Below are 22073 nucleotides of genomic sequence, written 5' to 3'. Positions count from 1 at the left end.
ACCGGCGGTTCCTGCAACGCCCGACACGCCCGGCACGTTGATACAGATCAAAACTTGTACTTCACCCCCGCACTGATAAAGCGTCCCGCCGCGCCCGCATAATCGAGCGGGTTGTAGCCCGTGGCGCCATACGTCAGCGGATCGAGCGGGGCGATCTTGTCGAACAGGTTTTGTATCGTCGCAAACACTTCCAGCTTGGGCGTGGCCAGCCAGCGGGCCGTCAGGTCCACCGTGGTGAACGAGGCGATGCGGCAGCCGCGCGGCGCATCCGTGCCGTCGGCGAAGTGCGTGGCGCAGCCGTCCGGGTCATTCTTGAACAGTATGTTGTCGAGCGGCGCGCGGTAGTTGACGTTGGCGCTGACCCGCCAGTTCTGGCGTTCCCAGGTGGCGCCCAGATTGATGCGGTCGTCCGGCGTGCCCATGCAGTTGGACACGTCGCAATTACCATGCGTGCCGGCAAAATCGCGTTGCGTGCCGTCCTGTTCCGTGCGCAGCCATTTGTACAAATGCGTCCATTTCAGGTCGAACACCAGGTTGCCATAGTCGCTGCCCAGGTTGAAGCGCTGGCGGGCGTCGATATCGATGCCGCGCACCGTCGTTTGCGCGGAATTCACATAGTTGGCCAGCACGGCCGTAATGGCGCCTGGATCGCCGGCGATGCCGGTGGCCGTGGACGGGTCGCGCGCCACGCTGCCGGCGGCAATGGCCGCATCCGTCTGCTCCTGGTTGATTTCATTCTTGCGGCGGATTTGCCACAGGTCGACGGAAATGCTGGTACGCGGCAGCGGATCCCACACGGCACCCACGGAAAAGCTGCGCGAACGCTCGGGCGACAGATTCGGATTGGGCGAGGTGATGACGGCGATCGGCGCGGGATCGCAGGCCACTTCCACGCCCAGCGCGCAGCGCAGCGGATCGCTTGCGGTGGAGAATGCGGCCAGGCCGCCGACGCCATTTTCCGCCGCGCTGGGGGCGCGGAAACCCTTGGCGAAGGTGCCGCGCAAAGCCAGTTCGCGCACGGGCGTCCATTTCACGCCCACTTTCGGCGTGTAGGAGTTGCCCACGTCCGTGAAATGGTCGGCGCGCAGGGCGCCCGACAGTTCCACGGTCTTCAGCACGGGCGCCAGCACTTCCGCATAGATGGCGGAGGCATTGCGGCTGCCTTTGTAGGCGGAATAGCCGAGGCCAATGATGTTGCCCCGTTCCGTGCCGGTGGTGGGCTTGAGTTCCGTCGATTCGTGGCGGAATTCCGCGCCCACGGCCACGCCCAGGCCGCCGCCGTCGAGCTTGGCCATTTCGCGGCTGGCCTTGAAGTCGATCTGCGCGATATGCGTCTTGGCATCGTTCGAGATGCGCGGCGACAGGGCCGCGTACAGTTCGGCAGAATTGAGGCCCGCGTTTTCCGCGATGCGCCACAGGCTGCCGGCCGGCAGGGCCGCATACGCGGGGTTCAGGCTGGCCGCCGCCACGTTGGCGGAAGTCGGGTTGAGCAGGGCGAAGGCGACGTCGCGCTGCAGGTAGCCGTCCAGGTCGTTCGAGACCTTGTTTTGCGAGTACAGCAAGGCGCTGTCGATATCCCAGCCCGCCACGCTGCCCTTGATGCCGGCGACAAAGCGCGTGAAGGTGGATTGGACTTCCGACAGGCGCGGCCCCACGTCGGCCGCCAGGTAGCGCAGCCGCGCCGCCGTGCCGAAATACGGATTGTCGGGGTGGGCGGCACCGAGCGACACGCCCGCATTGCTGACGGGGCCGCCCGGGTAGCCGACCGAGCCGCTGACCGTCGAGGGCGTGGTGGCCGAGTGCGATTCGCTGTGATACAGGTTCAGTTCGGCATACGTTTGCAACGCTGGCGTCAGCTGCCAGGCGCCACGGCCGAAGAAGTTGATGTTCTTCTGTTTCGGCTGGATCTGGCCATATTGCTGTGCGGCATCGGTCAGGCAGCCGCCGCCCGGATCGCCCTGCGGATGCGTGGTGAAGTTGCCGCAGGCGGCGCCGGGGAAGGTGCGCGTAAAGTCCGCGCCGGCCAGGTTGCCGCGGTTGTAGTAGTCGAGCGTGTCGGGATTGCGCACATTGCCGTTGACGGCGCTGCCGGCTGCATTGTTGGTGGTGATGGCGCCCGCGCCGCTCAGCGATTCCTGTGCGCTGAAACCCAGGTCGCGCAAGTCGCTGCGGCCGACGGCGCCCCGCCCGGCCCGGTCGCGGTTCCAGATGGCGGCCTTTTCGCTGTATTCGAGGTTCAGCAGCACGTTGTAGCGGTCCGTATCGATGTCGCCGAAGCCGTGCGTGATGGCGGCGCGCGCGTCGCGCCCGTCCCACTCCTTCGTCTTGCCGTAATTGCCCTTGATGGCCGTGCCCTGGTAGTCGCGCCGCAGGATCACGTTGACCACGCCGGCGATGGCGTCCGAACCGTAGATGGCCGAGGCGCCATCCTTGAGGATTTCCACCCGCTCCACCGCTTCCAGGGGAATGATGTTCAGGTCGGCGAACACTTTCTGGCCATCGTCGGCCAGGCCATACGGCGCCACCCTGCGGCCATTCAGCAGCACCAGGGTCGAGGCCGTGCCCAGGCCCCGCAGCGACACGCCGGAAGCGCCGGCGGCAAAGCCGTTGCCGAAGGTGGTGGGCACCGAGCCCTGGTTGTCGACGGCCAGGGTCTGCAGCAGTTCGGCCACGCTGGACTTGCCCGATTTTTCAATGTCGGCCGCGTTCAGGGTTTGTACGGCCGATGCCGTTTCCGCCTGGGCGCGGCGGATGTTCGAGCCGGTGATTTCCACGCGGGCAATGGGCGCGGCATCTTGTGCCAGAACGGGTAGGCTCAGCAGTGCACTGGCCAGCGCCAGGCCCAGTCTGGGTGGTGAAAAGGCAGTGGATTGCAAGGATGGTGTAGGGATCATGCGGTTCTCCGGAAAGGTCAGGCAGTCAAAGGTCGTCGCTACGTCCTTGAGTTTTGTCTGTGCGGCGATGCCGGGACTAGATATGGATCAAGGAGTGTCCTGCTTGTCGTCGATAGAATGGCTGGCGTGGCGTGGTTGCCACGACGGGCACAGCGGTGGCGCCCGGTATGCAGCGTCACAGCGAGATTCACCGTGCGCAACTTTTTATGCTTTTTTGCGGCTTATGCAGTGTAAAACGGCAGCGGCATGCGGCTTTGCCGACAAATATGCTTGCCAACCCTTGCAATTTAGGTTTATAGTCGTTCATCACTTACGGATGACTCGCATGTTCGCTCGCCACTTTTTTACCGCTTATTTTTACTTTAGCAATTCCAACCCAAAGGCGGTGGAGTAGCGGTCGGTTCACGTAGCAGCAAAACGAGATCCCAGCAAATTCTAAAAAACCGCCACTGATGGCGGTTTTTTTTTACCCAGATGTTTTACCCTTCCTTAAATTTTGGAGAAAATGATGCCCCGCACCGATGATTTGCGCATTCGCGAAATGAAGGAACTGACCCCGCCGTCCCACCTGATCCGCGAATTCGCCTGCTCGGAGCAAGCCGAACAGACCGCCGCCAGCGCCCGCATTGCCTTGCACCGTATCCTGCATGGCCAGGACGACCGCCTGATGGTGGTGATCGGGCCTTGCTCCATTCACGACACCAAGGCGGCGATGGAATATGCGCGCCTGCTGGTCAAGGAACGCGCGCGTTTTGCGGGCGAACTGGAAATCGTCATGCGCGTCTACTTCGAGAAGCCGCGCACCACGGTGGGCTGGAAGGGCCTGATCAACGATCCGTACATGGACAACAGCTTCCGCATCAACGACGGCTTGCGCATGGCGCGCGAACTGTTGCGCGATATCAATGAGCTGGGCTTGCCGGCTGGTACGGAATTCCTCGACGTCATCAGTCCGCAATACATCGCCGACCTGATCAGCTGGGGTGCCATCGGCGCGCGCACGACGGAGTCGCAGGTGCACCGCGAGCTGGCGTCGGGATTGTCCTGTCCGGTCGGCTTCAAGAATGGCACGGATGGCAACGTGAAAATTGCCGTGGAAGCCATCAAGGCCGCCTCGCAGCCGCACCATTTTCTTTCCGTCACGAAGGGCGGCCACTCGGCCATCGTATCGACCAACGGCAACGAGGATTGCCACATCATCTTGCGCGGTGGGAAAACCCCGAACTATGACGCGGCCAGCGTGGACGAGGCGTGCAAGGCCATCGCCGCGCAGGGCCTGGCGGCGCGCCTGATGATCGACGCCTCGCATGCGAACAGCTCGAAAAAGCCGGAAAACCAGATCCCCGTGTGCGCCGACATCGCCAGCCAGGTGGCAGGCGGCGATGGCCGCATCGTTGGCGTGATGGTGGAATCGCATCTGGTGGCGGGGCGCCAGGATTTGATCCCGGGCAAGGAATTGATCTACGGCCAGTCCGTCACGGACGGCTGCATCGACTGGAGTGCCAGCGTGGCCGTGCTGGAAAACCTGGCGGCGGCCGTGAAGCAGCGCCGCTTGCGCGAAGACGAGGCGTAGAGTCGTTCGAGCGCAGGCAAAAAAAAACCCAACGGAGTTGGGGCTGCTGGCAAGACCATCAACAGGGCGCCGAGGCGCCCTGTTTTTTATGCTGCTTACTTGAAGGTATAGCCTGCGCTGGCGTAGATGAAGCGGCCGCGTGGGTCATACTGGTTAATGTCATAACCCGACTGGAACTGGTTGCTGACTGGCACAAACATACTTGGTTGCTTGTCGAACAGGTTACGTACGCCGAAATTGAACGTCAATGCCTTCATCGGTTTGTAGCTGACGTTGGTGTCGTACAGTGCTTGCGCGCCGACGAAGTTGCGTACGCCGTCGACTTGGCGATTGCCGGTCTCATAGCGCGATGAGTAGTTCTGGGTCAGGGTGACAGCCCACTGACCCTGACTCCAGGTGCCGCTCAGTGCATGCTTCCAACGCAATACCACACCACCTTGATCCGCGCCCAATACCGGGTTACCGTCTTTGTCAACGATGGTGCCGACCTTGTGCGAGATATCGCCGCCAGGGCTGGTCTGGTCGTAGGTATCCATATAGGTACCGTTCATGTTGACGTCAAACCGGCCGATGCTGCTGTTCAGGCGATAGTTGGCAAACAGGTCAACGCCGCGTACGGTAGCGTCGCCGGTATTGGCCAGGGTCGTGATGATGCTATCGACGTTGTTGCCGTTCAGGGTTACCAGACCTGCATAGGCTTTGTCGCCAGCGCGGAAGCGCGACACGACTTCTTGTGCCGATGGGGTGGCCAGGATGTCCTTGATCTTGATCTGGAACCAGTCCGCACCCACGGTGAAGTTTTCGAATGGCGACAGAACCGCGCCGAGAGACAATTGCTTCGATTTTTCCGGCTTCAGGTTGGGATTGCCGCCAGCCAGAGCATTGACCTGCAACTGCGTCTGGTTCGTCGCTGGATCGTTGAACAATGCCGAATTTTGCAGCGATTGCGGAGTCCACAGGTCGGTCAGGCTAGGCGCGCGGAAGCCGGTGCCGCCCGATGCGCGCAGCAGGACTGCCTTGCTTGGCTGCCAGCGGCCATTCAGCTTGAAGTTGGTCGAATGGCCGACATCGTCGTAGCGGTCATGACGCACGGCCAGGCCCACATCGAGTTTTTTCATCAGCGGCACATTGGTTTCGCCAAAGATCGATTTGATGACGCGGTCACGGTTCACCGGCGGCACGCCGCCGCCCAGACCGGCGATATCGCCCGATTCCAGGGCAGGGCTAGGCGAAGTCGTGTAGGTTTCCTTGCGCGCCTGCACGCCCACCGCGTATTGCGCCGTGATACCGGCAATTTGCGGCAGGTCACCAGCCAGCTTGGCATCGAAGATGGTATTTTTTGATTTGGCGACCAGCGTGTCGCCAGTGTACAACGCGCCTTTCAGCTTGTCGGCCAGGGCGCCTGTCTGCACGCCGCCATTGGCCCATGGGTTCCAATTATTGCTTGGATCGTTGATGATTTTCGCATACGCCACTTGCGAGAAATAGCCGCCAGGAACGGTGCCGTGCGTCTTGCTTTCATTGCTGGTCAGTGCAACTTCATAGTCCTGGTTGCCGATCGTGCCCTTGGCGCCCAATACCAGGCGCGATTGGGTTGCTTCATCTTCGCTGATGCGGTTGCCGTAGTCAAACACGCGGCTGGTGATGGCCAACGGCTTGCCGATCAGATCGTTATGACCCTGGCTGGTCAAATAAGGTACGGCGATCGATTGGTACACCGGGTTGCTTGGGTACAAGATTAAGCCTGGGTAAACACCCTGCTTATCAAATTCGGCATCGGTGGTCAGGAAGCTGCGGCGCAGGGGACTGCCTTGGAACGATTGGGTTACCGTACTCTTCGAATACAGCATATCAGCGAACAGTTCGGTGGTCGAGTTCAGCTTGTACGCTGCATTTCCGGTGAAGTTGTTCAGCTTGCGTTTCGGGATCAGGCCGACAAAGGCATTGCTGTCGAAGGCGCAATATGGTGAGCCGTGGGTGGTGTTGGTGTCGTTCTTCACCATGTTGATCGTACCGCAATTATTGCTGGCGGCCAGAGGGTTGCCGTAACCTGCGCCCGGGTTATCGCCGAAGCCTGGCAGGCGATCGTTGGGATACTTGCTTGGGTCTACGCCGCCTTCGATATTGCCCTGGCCTGTGGCGCCAGCTGTGTAGTACGGTGACCGGTCGCCGGAAGCGGCGTACTTGCGGTCTTTGGAGAACAGTGCTTTTTCATTTTCGGACGAAGCCGACAGGACAACCGAGTAACCGTCCGATTCCAGGTTGCCGAAGCCGCCAGTGATCGACAATTTGTTATTCTGTCCGCCCCCGCTGTTGCTTGGGCTGCCGTAGCCAGCGTTGACTTCGATACCTTCAAAGCTTTTCGACAGGATGAAGTTGACCACGCCTGCGACCGCATCCGAGCCATACACGCCGGAAGCGCCGTCTTTCAGCACTTCGACACGTTCAATGGCAGCCAGGGGGATGACGTTGACGTTGACGGCTGCGCCGCCGCCGCCAGCAAAGGCGGCCAGACGGCGGCCGTTGACCAGGATCAGGGTGCGTTCGGCGCCGAGACCGCGCAGCGAGATCGAGGACAGACCGTAGGTGGAGCTGCCCGCGCCCGTGGCGTTTGCAGTCGAGCCAGACGAGGACAGGGCGGAAATTGATGTCAGCAATTCTTCCGTGCTGCTGGCGCCAGTACGCGCAATTTCCGCTTTCGTCATGATCTGGACTGGCAGGGCCGTTTCGGAGTCCACCCGTTTCAGCGAGGAACCCGTCACTTCGACTTTTTGCATGGCAGTCTCTTGTGCCATAGCATTGTTTGCAAATAATGCCATACCGGCGACGACGCCAGTCGAGCAGATGATTCTGATGGAACGCGACAGCTTTTTCTCTTCGATCATTGTTTTTCCAAAATAGTAAGTTAATTCGGATATTGTGTTGAATATCGATTTTTTGTTGGTAATTTGTCCCAAAAATCATACATTTCCATCATTATTCAAGTTGCGCTTGAATAAAATCAGGGCCTCATCAGACCACTTCTGTCTCGGCACTGTCAAGGAACTCGATTGAGCAATGAGACAAAAAAACAACAGATATTTTTATGATTTTGTTGAACTAGTTCATAAAAAAAACCGCTTGCCTGAAGTTTTGGCAAGCGGTCGCGTAGTTGCGGCAAAATGATGACGGTGTTTGGCGCCTTTATTACACTTAGGCTGACCAGCTGCCGAGACAGGTGCTAAAACGTATAGCTGCCACGCAGGTAATACGCGCGTCCGACCGGATCCGTGTAGCGCGGGTCATAACCTTTCTGGAACAAGGTGCCCTGGTTCGAGAACGGCGGTTCCTTGTCGAACAGGTTTTTTACGCCCGCCGTCAGCAGCAAGCCCTTCCAAGCATAGCTGCCCGACACGTTGAGCAGGCTGTACGAGGGCACATCGTGCTTGTACTGCGGATCCACATTGTTCTGGTCCGTGTAGCCGGACTTGAACGATTGCGACACGGTGGCGCCCCAATTGCCCATGCGCCAGTTCAGCGCGGCCGTATGTTTCCAGCGGAATACGGGATTGTTGTCCGCATAGCGGCCCACGTTGGCGATGAAGGGGCCATTGCGCTCGTTCTGGTAGTCGTATTTGTGGGTCCAGGTGCCGTCGACCGACACGCTGAAGTCGCCGTAGGCGCCGCGTCCCAGGCGCGCATTCAGGCTGACATCGATGCCGTCGGTCTTCACTTCGCCGATGTTATCGTTCAGGTCGAGAATGGCGTAGGGTGAACCGTCGGGATTGCGCAGGAACAAGGCCTTGTATTTTTCGTAGTTGCCGAAGATCGATTGCTCGGGCAAGGATGAAATCTTGTCCTTCAAATGGATGTTCCAGTAATCGACGGCGACGGTGACTTCCTTGATGGGTTCGACCACGACGCCGAAGGCAAAGGTGGTGGATTTCTCCGGTTTCAGCTTTTCATTGCCGCCTTGCAGCTTGAATTGCTGCAAGTCGCAATCGCGCAAGGGGTTGGCGCCCGGTTGCGGCACGCCACCGGGGCACAAGATCGGGTCGTCATAGGTATCATTGGTATCGTTCTTCGATGGCGGCGCATTCTTTTCAAACAACGTGGGAGCGCGGAAACCCGTGCTGGCCGAGCCGCGCAGCACCAGCGCGCTGCTGGCCTGGTAGCGCAGGGCCAGCTTGGGGTTGGTGGTGCTGCCCACGTCGCTGTAATGGTCGAAGCGGGCCGCCAGCTGCACTTCCAGGTCCTTGATCAGCGGCAAGTTGACTTCGCCGAACACGGCCTGGATCGTGCGTGCGCCGCTCTTCGACAGCGAGCCGGACAGGCCGGAACTGGCGGCCTGGCCGGCGATGTCGCGGTTGACATTGAAGTTGGCCTTTTCGCGCCGTACTTCGCCGCCCAAAGCGATGGCCAGCGGGCCGCCGGCCAGCTGCTTCAGGTCGCGGCTGCCCTTGACGTCGAAGCCCGTGGTGGTGACCCTGGCGTTCTGCACTTCGCCGCGCAGGGCCGTGCTGGCCAGGTAAGCCTTGCCGGCCGCATCCTGCACGCCAAATGGATTCAGTATGCCATTGAGCACGCCGGCCGCAAACGATGCATCCTGCACATAGCCGTTCGTGAATTTCTCCGATGACTTGCTGATCGCATGGCTCAGCCCCGTCTTGTAATCCCAGCCCGCCAGCTCGCCTTCGAGCGCCAGCACCAGGCGGTCCGCCTTGCCGGTGGAATCGATCTGCCGCTGGCCCGCTTCCACGGGACGCCAGTTGACGCTCAGCGGCTGGCCGGACAAGCCCGGCTGGGCCGGCACGCCACCCGCATTGCCCGGATAGTATTTGCTGGTATTGGGCAAGATCAAGCCCGTTTGCGGCGGCGGCGCCGTGCGTGCCTTGACCTTGTTGTCCGAATGTAAGTATTCGACGGTGGCCAGGTGCCCGCCGCCCAGCTTGAAGGCGCCCTTGCCGAAGAAGGCCACTTGCTCCTGCGCGGGCAGATCGTCGATCTGGCGCGTGTAATCCTGGCGGCAAGTGCCGTTCGCCGGCACGGCCGGCACTGACAGCGGAGGCAGACAGCCGCTGGCCGCGTAGGGGTTGCCGGCCAGCCCATCGCCGCCATTGGCTGCCGCATCAAAGTAATTGCCGGGGAAAGTCGTGCCGCTGGTAATCGACAGGCCGCGCGACGGGACGATACCGGTCGCCGAGAAGGCGCGGTCTTGCGAAGTCAGCACTTTTTGCTTGTGGTAGTCGAGCACGCCAAAAATATTGTAGCCATCCGTGTCGAGTTCGCCAAAGCCCGTCGACAGGTTGAGGCGGTGCTCGTCGGCGCCCTTGTGCTGGGGAGCGATGACTTCGGCGGTGATGTTCGTGACATTCACCGAGCGCTTGGTGATGAAGTTGATGACGCCGCCGATGGCGTCCGTGCCGTAGATGGCCGAGGCGCCGTCGCGCAGCACTTCGACGCGCTCGAGGGCGGCGATGGGGATGATGTTCAGGTCGACGCTGGCGCCGTCATACGGGTGGTTGGCGATGCGCCGGCCGTTCAGCAGCACGAGCGTCTTGTCGCCGCCCAGGCCGCGCAAGTCGGCGCTGGCCTGGCCGCCCGTGGGCAAGCCGCTGGTGTTGCCGCCGACGGCATTGCCGCTGCCCATGCTGGAGGAGTTCGCGGGGATCTTGCTGAGTACTTCCTGGGCCGTCGTCAGGCCCTGCTTGGCGAAGTCTTCGGCCTTGAAGATGGACAAGGGCGTGGCCGTTTCCGAGACGAGGCGCTTGATGGAGGAACCGGTGACTTCGACCCGCTGCATGGCGGGCGTGCCGGCTGCGCCGGTGTCCTGCGCCATGGCCGCATGGCCATAGGCGCCGAGCAAGGCTGCGCACAGCAGGCGCAAGGTAGGGGAGGGACTGCGGGTTGGCATCATCTGACACTCCTGTGGCATGGTCATGGGCCAAGTGGCCTGCAAGGGAGTTTTACAGGCGCACAGCAGGTAAGGTTTGCGCTGGCGCAATAGGCGTGTGGATGAGTGCCTTGCGCCACAGTCGCAGACGAAAAAAAGGCGGTGATTGCTCACCGCCTCGCGTCAGGATGCCGGCGTCAGCTTAGAAGAACTTGTAGCTGGCGCCCAGTTTGAAGTAGCGGCCGATGGCGCCGCTGGCATCCATCGGGTTGTAGCTCATGCCGCCATAGGTCAGCGGGTCGAGCGGGGCGATCTTGTCGGTCACGTTGTTGATCGAGGCAAACAGTTGCAGCTGCTTGCTGTAGTTCCAACGGCTTGACAGGTCAAGCGTGGTGAACGAGGCGAGCTTGCAGCCGTTCGGCGCCGGCGTGCCGTTCGCCAGTTTGGAGGCGCAAGGGTCGCCCTCAAACTTGATATTTTTCATGTCCGAACGGTAGTTCAGCACGCCGCTGACGTTCCAGTTGCCCAGGTCCCACGAGCCGGTGAGATTGATCTTGTCTTTCGGCGTGCCGGCGCAGTTGGACGTATCGCAATTGCCATGCGTGCCGGCGAACTGGTAGCGCACGGTGGCCGACTCGGCCCGCACCCACGAGGCGATGTGGGTCCAGGTCAGGCCGAACGTGGCGCGGCCGTAGTCGCCCAGGCGCACGCGCTGCTTGACGTCCAGGTCGATGCCCTTGATTTCCGTAAAGCTGGAGTTGCGGTACGGCGCCTTGGTGATCAGCAAGGTGCCCGTGTTCGGCGTGACGACGCCATTGATGGTCAGGTTGTTGTCGGAACGGATGGCCGTCGGCAGGGCAGCCGCTTCGTTGTACGGCAGCGGATTGATCTCGTTTTCGCGCTTGATTTTCCAGCCATCGAGCGACAGGCTGGTATCGTTGAACGGATCCCACACGATGCCCAGGGTATAGCCCTTGGATTTTTCCGGCTTGAGGCTGGGGTCGCCGACCTTGACGGCCGCCACCTGCAGTTCGCAGTCGCTGGCATTGGCGCCGGGCAGGCGGTTGCCGCCCGGGCAGCGCACGGGATCGGTCACGGTCGAGGTGCCCGTCGATTGTGAATCGGCATTGCTTTCGGCCGGGCCCGGTGCGCGGAAGCCTTCCGAATACGTGCCGCGCACGGCGAAGGTTTTGACCGGCGTCCACTTGGCGCCCAGTTTCGGCGTGGTCGAGGAGAAACGGTCGTATTTGTCGTAACGCAAGGCACCCGACAGTTCCACCGTCTTGAAGACGGGCGCCAGCACTTCCAGGAACACGGCAGAGACCTTGCTGTCGCCCTTGGCCGCCACGTAACTGGCGTTGATGGAACCGTCTTGCGTGCCCGACAGCGATGGATTGTCGAGTTTGTCGCGACGGTGCTCCGCGCCCACGGCCAGGCCCAGGGCGCCGCCCGGCAACTGCATCAGCTCGCGCGAAGCCTTGACGTCGATAATGTCGAGCTTGGTCGTGGAATCGGAGGTGGCGTTGGTGACCATGGCCGCGTACAGCGAGGCGGGATTCTTTCCTGCCTGTGCACCGATGTAGTAGGGGAAATACGGGTTTTTGGGGCTGGAATCGCCCAAGGCCGCCTTGACGACGGCCATGTTCAGCATGTTGCTGTAATCGAGGTGCAGCTTCGATTCCGAATGCGTGTAGCCGGCATCGTACTCCCAGCCCATGGCATTGCCCTTGACGCCAAGCACGATGCGGTTGAACTCGTTATTCGCCTTGCGTGTGCTGGGGCCGACGTCGAAAGCCTGGTAGCGCACGCGCACCGGCACGCCATACGGATTTTGCGGGTGGCCGGCGGCCAGCACGATGCTGGTGCCCTCTCCGCTGGCGTAGTTGATGACGCCGGCCTTGTTGCCGGCGTTCGGCGGGAAGGCGACCGTGGGCGTGACCGATGGCGGGATCATGGTGAAGGCCGTATCGCGTTTCGAGTAGCCCGCTTCCGCATACACCTGGGTGTCGGCATTGACTTGCCAGGTGCCGCGCGTGTACAGGTTGACCGATTCGATCTTCGGCTGCATCGAGCGGAACTGGTCGTGGTGCCACACGCAGCCGCCTTTCGGATCTTGCGGCGAGGAAACGGACAAGCTGGAGCAACCGGGCAGCGATACATAGTTGTTGGTGACGGGGTCGCGGATCAGGCCCGTCGGCGCGGCATTCGCATCGTTGTTGCTGTTGATGTAGCCGCCGGCGAACTGGGTGTTGATCGCATAGCCATACGGGCGCAGGTCGCCCTTGCCTATCCACTTGCGCCCGGCGCGGTCGCTGTTCATCAGCATGTCCGACTTGGTGTACTCGGCATTGACGACGACATTGAACTTATCCGTGTCGAGGTTGCCCTTGCCGAAGGTCAGCGAGGCGCGGTGCTGTTTGGCGTCGCTGTCGCCGGACATGCCCGTGTCGGCTTTCAGGGTCAGGCCTTCGAAGTCCTTGCGCAGGATGATGTTGACGACGCCGGCGATGGCGTCCGCGCCATACGTCGACGAGGCGCCGTCCTTGAGGATTTCGATGCGCTCGACGATCTGCATCGGCACGGTGGACAGGTCGGTAAAGCTCTTCTGGCCATCATCGGCGCGCGCGAACGGCGCCATGCGGCGGCCATTGAGCAAGACCAGGGTCGAGGTGGCGCCCAGGCCGCGCAGCGAGATGGCCGTGGAACCGGCGGCAAAGCCGTTGCCGAAGCCCGTCGGCAGGGAGCCGGCGCCATCGGCGGTGAGGGTTTGCAGGTATTCGGCGACGGTGGCCTTGCCTGATTTCATCAGGTCGTCGCGGGTGATCAGCTGTACCGGCGATGCGGTCTCGGCCGTCGCCCGTTTGATGCTCGATCCTGTAATTTCCACACGTTGTACATTGGCCTCTTGCGCCATTGCCGGCGCAGCCATGATGCCAAGGCTGAGCGCCGCTACGCTACCCGAAAAGATCAGGCGTACGGAGCGGGATATCACTGTTTCCATCATCATTCTCAGAACTCCGAAAGTATGCTCGGCCGGCCTGTGTGCGGCACAGCTTTGCCAGGGTGATAAAGATTGCTGCGTCGGCAATCGCTGTGGGTCAAACGGCATATCGTGCGTTGCCGTGATTGATAAGACCATTTGCCGGGAAACCCTGTCAACGCGCACACATGCTTTTTCAGCATGGAAACAACAGTGTTTTTTATAATATTGACCTGTTTCAATATTTGCAATTATTTCAATGTTGCACTGCGCCGCATATTTTCCGTACTGCCATAAAAACAGTTGTCATTCGGGGCCGTAAGGGTTCTTGCCAAGGCGTTTTTTCATGGTGGCGACCTGCTTTTGTTGCAATGCGGAAAATTTCCCCCATGCGGCAGGTGGCCGTGGCTGCGCGCCACGCCAGTACGGCGGCTTTTCGCCCGGCGAACAAAATATGCGTTATCGTTACGCCTTTTTCCAGCTCGTCTGCATGCGGACGGGGTTGGCGATGAGCAAGGCACAGATCTTGCGTGGATGGACTGGTTTTGGCGGTGGAATCCTGTATCCCAGGGGGAAGCCAGTACAAGCGCACCAATACGGTGCGACGGATAATCGAGATGAAGGGTATTACATGAAGTCACCATGGATGCGGCGCGTGGCGCTGCTCGCCTGCCTGGCCACCCTGCCGCTGGCCGCCGTTGCCGTTGACGCTGCCCCCGCGGCCGCGCCGGTGAAAACCTTGCGCTATATCCTGCCGGCCGCCGAGACGGGTTTCGACCCGGCCACCGCGCGCGACCTGTATTCGAACCACATCACGCAGGCCGTCTTCGACACCCTGTACACGTATGACTACCTGGCGCGCCCCGTGAAGGTGGTGCCCGGCGCGGCCGCCGCCATGCCGGAAGTGTCCGCCGACGGCAAGACCTACACCATCCGCCTGAAAAAAGGCATCCTGTACACGCCCGACGCCGCGTTCGGCGGCAAGCGCCGCGAACTGACGATGGCCGACTACGTGTATTCGTGGAAACGGCTGTTCGACCCGCGCCTGGCGTCGCCGCACAGCTGGCTGTTCGAAGGCAAGGTGGTGGGCCTGGACGATCTGGCCAAGGACGCGGCCAAGTCGAACAAGCTTGATTACAACAAGAAAGTGGCCGGGCTGGAAATCCTCGACCCCTACACCCTGCGCATCACGCTGACCAAGACTGATTTCAATTTCCCCATGATCCTCGCCTACGTGCCGACGGCCGCCGTGGCGCGCGAAGTGGTGGACAAATACGGCGACGTGAAGGGCGAAGTGGGCTCGAATCCCGTCGGCACCGGCTATTACACCCTGGGCGAATGGACGCGCGGCAACCGCATCGTCCTGAACCGCAACCCGCAGCACTTGCCGGAAACGTGGAACTTCATGGCCGGCGACGACCCGGACGACCAGCGCATCGTGCGCCAGATGCAGGGTAAACGCATTCCCGCCATCGACCGCATCGAAATTTCCGTGATGATCGAAGACCAGTCGCGCTGGCTGTCCTTCCAGAGCGGCGGCACGGATGTGTTCTGGCTCGACGGCCCGCTGGCGCCGAAGGCCTTGTTGAACGGCAAGCTGCGCCCGGAACTGGCGGAGAAGGGCGTGCAACTGTCACGTTTGCTGGACCCGGAAATCAGCTATTACTACTGGAATATGGAAGACCCGACCCTCGGCGGCTTCAGCAAGGAAAAGATCGCCCTGCGCCGCGCCATTGCCATGGCGCACAATATCGACGAAGAAATCCGCATCATCTGGAATGGCCAGGCCAAGCGCCTCGACTATCCGATACCGCCCGGTGTCGTCGGCTACGACCCGCACTATAAATCCCTGCTGCAATACGATCCCGTGCTGGCAAACAAATTGCTGGACAAGTTCGGCTACAAGAAGGGCGCCGACGGCTGGCGTACCTTGCCGGACGGCAAGCCGCTGCTGATCCGCTACGCTTCGCGCAACGAAGCCAACGGCGTGCTGCAGGCGGAAATGTGGCGCAAGACGTATAACTCGCTGGGCATCCGCATGGAAAACGACCGCATGATCTTTTCCGACATTCTAAAAACGGAAAAGCAGTGCAAGATGCAGACGCGCACGGCGCCGTGGCTGGCCGACTATCCGGACGGCGACAACTTCATGCAGCTGTTCTACGGCCCAAACACGCACCAGAACAACAATGGCTGCTACCAGGATCCCGAGTACGATAAATGGTACGCGGCCAGCCAGGCCATGCCGGCCAGCCCCGAGCGCGACGAGCTGTTCCACAAGATGGCGCGCCGCCTGGAAGTCAATGCGGGCGCCCTGATCGGCTATGCGCGCTACCGCAACATGCTGGCGCAAAAGTCGGTGCAAGGCTACAAGAAGCACCCGATCCTGTTCCAGGAGTGGGCGTACATGGATATCGACAGCACGGGCGCGCCCGTGTCTGCCGCGCCAGCCCCTGCAGCCTCGGCTAAAAAATAAGCGCAGCTTATAAAGACAAGGAATCATTATGTTCGCTTATATCCTGCGCCGCCTGTGGCAGATGCTGCCCACCATGCTGGGCGTCGTCCTGCTGGTGTTTATCTTGTTTAACTGGGTGGGGGGCGACCCCGCCTACATCCTGGCCGGCAAGATGTCTAGTGCGGAAAGCATCGCCAACATCCGCCGCCAGCTCGGCGTCGACCAGCCGTACTATGTACAGCTGTGGATCTTCATCAAGCAGATCGTCACGTTTGATTTTGGCCAGAGCTGGGCCACGGGGGAATCCGTGTCGCACATCATCACCTCGCGCCTGGGGCCGTCCATGATGGTCTTGATTCCGCTGACCGTGCTGGAAACGTTCTTTGGCGTGGCGCTGGCGCTGGCCATCGCGTTTGTCCGCGGCTCGCTGACGGACCGCATGGTGATGATCGCCTGCACGGTGGGCATGTCGATTTCCATCCTCGTCTACATCATCGTCTTCCAGTACGGCTTCGCCTACAAGCTGGGCCTGTTCCCCGTGCAGGGCTGGGGCGACAGTTTCTGGGAAAACCTGCTGCGCTATTCCACCCTGCCGATTTTGATCGGCCTGGCCGTGTCGATCGCGCCGACCCTGCGCCTGTTCCGCACCTTCGTGCTGGACGAGGCCAACCAGGATTACGTGCGCACGGCGCGCGCCAAGGGCCTCAAGGAAGGCCGCATCATGTGGGTGCACGTGCTGCGCAATGCCGCCATTCCCATCATTACCTATGTGATGTCGAACTTGCCGGCCCTGCTGATCGGCGCTTTCCTGCTCGAGCGCTTCTTCGGCATCCCCGGCATCGGGCGTGAAGTGATCCTGGCCGTCGAGCGCAGCGACTTTCCGGTGATCAAGGCGATCACCGTGTATGTTGCCGCCGCCACCATGCTCTTCAACCTGCTCACCGACCTGCTGTACCAGGCGGTCGATCCTCGCGTACAACTGAAGTAGAAAGAGACGATGTCGAAACCTCATACATCGCCCGGCCTGTGGGCCCTGGCGTGGCGCCGTTTGCGCGGCGACAAGATTGCAATGGTATCGCTGGCCGTGGTCGGCGCATTTTTCCTGCTGGTGCTGGCCTCGGCCAGCGGCTTGGTGGCGGCGAACTGGGAAGACGAAGTGGCCGTCAGCTATGCGCCGCCCACGTTTGTCGGTGCCGACAAGGATGTGGCCGGCGCCGCCGACGGCGCCATTCCCCAGTCCGACGAGCGCAGCGCTCCCACTCCCGTCAACGTGCTCGACCCGCTGGCCGACGATATCGCGGAACTGCGCGCCCAGATGGGCAGCAACCCTTCTGCCGGCGTCGAGATGTACGGCGTCACCGACCCGCTGGCCGACGACTTGACGGCCTTGCGCGCCGGCATGGGCAAGACGAAGAAGTTGATCGCGCACAAGGCGGCAACCTTGCCGTTCGGCGCCGACAAGTGGGGCCACGACATCGTGCAGAAAACCATCAAGGGCGGTGAAACGTCGATCGTCGTGGGTCTGGTGGCGGCCTTGCTGGCCGTCGTGCTGGGCACCCTGTTCGGCGCCGTGTCCGGCTACTTCGGCGGCATCGTCGATGACTTTTTTAACTGGTTCTACAGCATTTTTACCTCAATTCCATCGATTCTGATGATCTTGACGGTCGCGGCGGTGCTGCAGCAGAAGGGCGTGCTGACCATCGTGCTGATCCTTGGGTTGACGGGCTGGACGGGGCCGTACCGCTTGATCCGCGCCGAATACATCAAGCACAAGGCGCGCGAATACGTGATGGCGGCCGACGCCATCGGCGCTTCGCACTGGCGCAAGATGTTTTCGCACATCTTCCCGAACGTGAGCCACGTTGCTCTGGTGCAAATGTCGATTCTGGTGGTGGGCTTCATCAAGGCGGAAGTGATCCTGAGTTTCCTCGGCTTTGGCGTGCCGGTGGGCACCGTCTCGTGGGGCAGCATGCTCAACGAGGCACAAAATGAACTGATCCTGGGCAAATGGTGGCAGCTGACGGCCGCCGCCACGGCGATGGCCGTGCTGGTGACGGCGTTCTCGCTGTTTACCGATGCCTTGCGCGATGCGCTCGACCCCAAAGTGAAATAGGAGTTGCTCATGGACCAGAATAACCTGTTGGAAGTGCGCGACCTGCGCGTCACCTTCCGCCTGGACAAGAAGACCACGTTCGAGGCCGTCAAGGGCATCTCGTTCAACGTGCCGCGCAACAGCACCGTCGCCCTGGTGGGCGAATCGGGCAGCGGCAAGTCCGTCAGCTCCCTGGCCGTGATGGGCTTGTTGCCGCCGGATAACACCATCATCGATCCCGCGTCCAGCATCCACTTTGGCGGACGCGACCTGCTCAAATTGTCGATCGCCGAGCGGCGCACCATGTGCGGCAAGGATATCTCGATGATCTTCCAGGAACCGATGTCGTCGCTGAACCCCGTGTTCACGGTCGGTTTCCAGATCGCCGAAGTGTTGCGCCAGCACATGGGCATGAACCGCAAGCAGGCAAGGGCGCGCACCTTGGCGCTGCTGGAAGAAGTGGGCATACCCGACCCCGCCACCAAGATCGACGCCTACCCGAGCCAGATGTCGGGCGGCCAGCAGCAGCGCGTGATGATCGCCATGGCGATCGCCTGCGAACCGAAACTCTTGATCGCGGACGAACCGACGACGGCACTGGACGTGACGATCCAGAAGCAGATCATGGACCTGATCGCGGCGCTGCAAAAGAAGCACCAGATGTCCGTGCTCTTCATTACCCACGACCTGGGCCTGGTGGGGGAAATCGCCGACCAGGTGATCGTCATGCGCCACGGCGAAGTGCGCGAAACGGGGGAAGTGCGGCAAGTGTTTGAAGCGCCGGCCGACGCCTATACCAAAGCCCTGCTGCATTGCCGTCCCTCGCTGGACGAGCGCCCGTGGCGTTTGCCCGTGATCGCTGATTACATGGACGGCAAGGCCGGCCCCGGCATCGAAATGAAGCAGCGCACGCGCGGCTATACGCCGGGCGACGAGCCGGTGCTGGTAGTCAACAATTTAAGTAAAAGCTTTTACACGCGCGAGGGCCTGTTCGGCAAGCGTGAATTTCAGGCCGTCAAGGACGTGTCGTTCACTTTGCCGCGCGGAAAAACGCTGGGCGTGGTGGGCGAATCCGGTTCCGGCAAGACGACGGTGGGCTTGACCCTGCTGCGCCTGCACCAGGCAACTAGTGGCACGGCCATGTTCCACGGCAAGGATCTGATCGCCATGCCGAACAAGGAGTATTTGCCGTATAAGCGCCGCATCCAGATCATCTTCCAGAATCCGTATGCGTCCCTGAACCCCCGCTTTACGGTGGGGCAGATCTTGCTCGAACCGATGCGCATCCACAAGATCGGCGCCAACGACCAGGAACGCATCGCCAAGGCCTATTGGCTGCTCGACAAGGTGGGCTTGCCGGAACAGGCTTTCCACCGCTATCCGCACGAGTTTTCCGGCGGCCAACGCCAGCGCATCGCGATTGCCCGCTGCCTGACCATGCAGCCGGAAATCCTTGTGTGCGACGAATCCGTGTCGGCGCTCGACGTGTCGGTGCAGGCGCAGGTGCTCAATTTGCTGCAGGACTTGCAGGATGAATTCGGATTGTCCTATATCTTCATCTCGCACGATTTGTCCGTCGTCAAATACATCGCCGACCAGGTGATGGTGATGCACAAGGGGCAGGTGGTGGAACTGGCCGATTCGGACGAGCTGTACCGCAATCCCGTGCATCCGTACACGCGCACCCTGCTCAGCGCCATACCGAAGGGCGTCCAGGTGTAGGGCATTTTTACGGTAAGATAGCGGCCATGCCCAACCTCATTTACCTGCTCGAACATTACGGTGTCCTGATTGTCTTTGGCATCGTGCTGGTGGAGCAGCTCGGCCTGCCGATTCCCGCCTTTCCCATCCTCGTGGTGGCGGGGGCGCTGGCCGTCGATGGCGACATGAATGGGGGACTGGTGCTGGCCGCCGCGCTGGGCGCCTGTCTGATCAGCGACTTCACGTGGTTCCGCGCGGGCCGCCATTTCGGCAAGCGCATCCTGCGGCTGCTGTGCCGCATCTCGCTGTCGCCCGATTACTGCGTCAGCCAGACGGAAGACAAATTCAAGCGCTGGGGCCCGAAAGCCCTGATCGTTTCCAAATTCGTGCCGGGATTCAATACCGTGGCCGCGCCCATGTCGGGCGCGCTGGGCACGCCGCCGCGCCTGTTCTTCCTGTATGCGGGTCTGGGCGCCTTGCTGTGGAGCGGCACGGGCATCGCCGTCGGCGTGATCTTTCACGCCAGCGTGCAGCAGGTGCTGGACTTGCTCAGCACCATGGGCAGCACGGCCTTGCTGATGCTGGCCACCTTGCTGGGACTGTTCCTGCTATATAAATTCCTCGAACGCCGGCGCTTCCGCCAGGCCTTGCAGATCGAGCGCATCGGCATCGATGAATTGCTGGAACTCATAGAGCAGGGCGAGGAACCGCTGATGGTCGACGCGCGCAGCGCCACGGCGCAGGCCCTGGAGCCGGCCGTGCCGGGTGCCTTGTTCTTCAATGGCAAGGAACCCGTGCCCGCCATGATCGCCATGGACAAGGACCGCCACATCATCGTGTATTGCAGCTGTCCCAACGACGTGACGGCCGCGCAAGTGGCCAAGCTGCTGCACCAGCACGGCTTTCACCGGGCCAAGCCCCTGCATGGCGGCCTCGACGCGTGGAATGCCGCCTACCGCTCGGACCAGCCGGCGCCCGCCAGCCTGCTGGGCGAAGGCTTGCCTTCCTGATCAGTAAAAACTGGTAGTAATAATACGAAAACACCGTCGCCGGGCCGCCGGAACGGCAGCGCTACGCCTGCGCCGCCCCATACAAAGCGGCTTTGCGCAAACTGCGGCATACTCTTGTTTTCAGGCGATTCCTGCTGCTATGCAGCATGCTTTTCGTGCGCCCACCGAGTGCAAGTACTTACTATAAATCATTGTTTGCGAGCAACTTTAGCCTTGCCTGTTGCATTTGGAGTGGAACTACCAATAAAGGCTTGTTTTGATGTACTTAAACTACAAACTTTGCTTGCCTCCGGGCGCATTCATCCTTTAAGCTTGGCGTCCCATGCGTCCCACTTCATCATTTAAAATCATGAGCGCTTCGTCTTCTCCCGTACTGCCGACTTCCGCCTTCGCCGATGGACCGCGCCTGCTGGCCGACGTGGGCGGCACGAATGCCCGTTTCGCCCTGGAAGTGGCCGCCGGCCACATCACGCTGGTGGAAGTGCTGCCCTGTGCCGATTACCCGAGCCTGTCCGCCGCCCTGCAAGCCTATCTGGCCCTGCCGCACATCGCTGCCGCCGGCGGGCAAGCCGTGCGCCATGCCGTGATCGCCATCGCCAACCCCGTCGACGGCGACTTCCTCAGCATGACGAACCACCACTGGTCATTCTCGATCCGCGCCATGCGCGAAGAGTGCGGCTTCACGACCCTGGACGTGGTCAACGATTTCACGGCCCTGGCGCGTTCATTGCCGCAGCTGTCGAGCGAGCAAAAGCACCAGGTGGGCGCGGGCACGGCCCGTCCGAACACGGCCATCGGCCTGATCGGCGCGGGCACGGGCCTGGGCGTGTCGGGCCTGATTCCGTCGCACGGCGGCTGGATCGCCCTGCAAAGCGAAGGCGGCCACGTCAGCTTTGCGCCGTTCAATGAAACGGAAGTGAGCATCCTGCAATTTGCCTGGCGCGAATACGAACACGTCTCGGCCGAGCGCTTGATTTCCGGCGATGGCCTGGAACTGATCTACCGCGCCCTGGCAGACCGCGCGGGCGTGCCGGCGGAAGACTTGCCGGCCGCGGAAATCACGCGCCGCGCGCTGGCCGGCGAATCGCAGCTGTGCGACGACGTCATCGAAGCGTTCTGCTGCATGCTGGGCACCGTGGCGGGCAACGTCGCCGTCACCCTGGGCGCGCTGGGCGGTATTTACATCGGCGGCGGCATCGTGCCGCGCCTGGGCGCGCGTTTCGACCGCTCCGGCTTCCGCGCCCGCTTCGAGCGCAAGGGGCGCTTTGCCAATTATGTGTCGCAAGTGCCGACCTTCGTGATCACGGCGCAGTATCCAGCTTTCCTGGGCGCATCGGCTATTCTCTCGGAGAAACTCGCCTCCCTGTGATGCGGGTAGCGGGCGATGTGTCGCGCCAGGGCCGGGTAAAACGCGTGTTTTACCCGGTTTTGCGCTTTTCCGCTTTTTATCAGGTACAATTGGCATCGTTGGATGAAACGACGACTGTCGCTCTCCT

11 protein-coding genes are annotated in these 22073 nt (G+C 61.4%); 7 read left to right on the top strand and 4 right to left on the bottom strand.

Annotation, left to right across the window (positions count from 1 at the left end):
- Positions 1 to 47: 47 nt before the first annotated feature.
- Positions 48 to 2894: a TonB-dependent receptor gene (locus IGS61_RS05735; protein WP_230538722.1), complete on the bottom strand. Its 2847-nt coding sequence runs from the start codon at positions 2892 to 2894 to the stop codon at positions 48 to 50.
- A 508-nt stretch (positions 2895 to 3402) separates the two neighbouring features.
- Here IGS61_RS05735 and aroG point away from each other — a divergent pair.
- Positions 3403 to 4467 carry a 3-deoxy-7-phosphoheptulonate synthase AroG gene (gene aroG / locus IGS61_RS05730; protein WP_099374780.1) on the top strand — a complete coding sequence of 355 codons (1065 nt, stop codon included), beginning with the start codon at positions 3403 to 3405 and terminating at the stop codon, positions 4465 to 4467.
- A 95-nt stretch (positions 4468 to 4562) separates the two neighbouring features.
- Here aroG and IGS61_RS05725 read toward each other — a convergent pair whose 3' ends face one another.
- From IGS61_RS05725 to IGS61_RS05715, 3 genes are all read right to left on the bottom strand, one after another.
- Positions 4563 to 7352 carry a TonB-dependent receptor gene (locus tag IGS61_RS05725; RefSeq protein ID WP_230538721.1) on the bottom strand — a complete coding sequence of 930 codons (2790 nt, stop codon included), beginning with the start codon at positions 7350 to 7352 and terminating at the stop codon, positions 4563 to 4565.
- Between the two features lie 335 nt (positions 7353 to 7687).
- Positions 7688 to 10363, bottom strand: coding sequence for a TonB-dependent receptor (locus IGS61_RS05720; protein ID WP_230538720.1), 2676 nt, complete (start codon positions 10361 to 10363; stop codon positions 7688 to 7690).
- 178 nt (positions 10364 to 10541) lie between these two features.
- The gene (locus IGS61_RS05715; RefSeq protein WP_230538719.1) at positions 10542 to 13268 is read right to left on the bottom strand and encodes a TonB-dependent receptor; all 2727 of its coding nucleotides are present in this window, start codon (positions 13266 to 13268) and stop codon (positions 10542 to 10544) included.
- 682 nt (positions 13269 to 13950) lie between these two features.
- On the opposite strand from IGS61_RS05715, the gene IGS61_RS05710 reads away from it, so the two are divergent.
- The 6 genes from IGS61_RS05710 (at position 13951) to IGS61_RS05685 (ending at position 21946) form a co-directional block, all read left to right on the top strand.
- Entirely contained in the window at positions 13951 to 15795 is a 1845-nt protein-coding gene (locus tag IGS61_RS05710) for an ABC transporter substrate-binding protein (RefSeq protein ID WP_230538718.1), read from the top strand.
- A gap of 28 nt (positions 15796 to 15823) precedes the next feature.
- Complete coding sequence (locus IGS61_RS05705) at positions 15824 to 16762, top strand: ABC transporter permease (protein ID WP_092798198.1); 939 nt, start codon at positions 15824 to 15826, stop codon at positions 16760 to 16762.
- Between the two features lie 9 nt (positions 16763 to 16771).
- On the top strand, positions 16772 to 17887 hold the full coding sequence (locus IGS61_RS05700; RefSeq protein WP_230538717.1) for an ABC transporter permease: 1116 nt from the start codon (positions 16772 to 16774) through the stop codon (positions 17885 to 17887).
- A 9-nt stretch (positions 17888 to 17896) separates the two neighbouring features.
- Positions 17897 to 19588, top strand: a complete 1692-nt coding sequence (locus IGS61_RS05695; protein WP_230538716.1) for an ABC transporter ATP-binding protein — start codon at positions 17897 to 17899, stop codon at positions 19586 to 19588.
- 26 nt (positions 19589 to 19614) lie between these two features.
- A complete protein-coding gene (locus tag IGS61_RS05690; RefSeq protein ID WP_230538715.1) occupies positions 19615 to 20577 on the top strand; it encodes a VTT domain-containing protein in 963 nt (320 codons plus the stop codon).
- A 349-nt stretch (positions 20578 to 20926) separates the two neighbouring features.
- Positions 20927 to 21946, top strand: coding sequence for a glucokinase (locus IGS61_RS05685; RefSeq protein WP_230538714.1), 1020 nt, complete (start codon positions 20927 to 20929; stop codon positions 21944 to 21946).
- Positions 21947 to 22073: the final 127 nt, after the last annotated feature.

It is taken from the genome of Janthinobacterium sp. FW305-129 (assembly GCF_020858115.1).
Taxonomy (GTDB): domain Bacteria; phylum Pseudomonadota; class Gammaproteobacteria; order Burkholderiales; family Burkholderiaceae_D; genus Janthinobacterium.
Note: the sequence above shows the minus strand (reverse complement) of the source record. Positions and strands in the feature narration are given on the sequence as shown.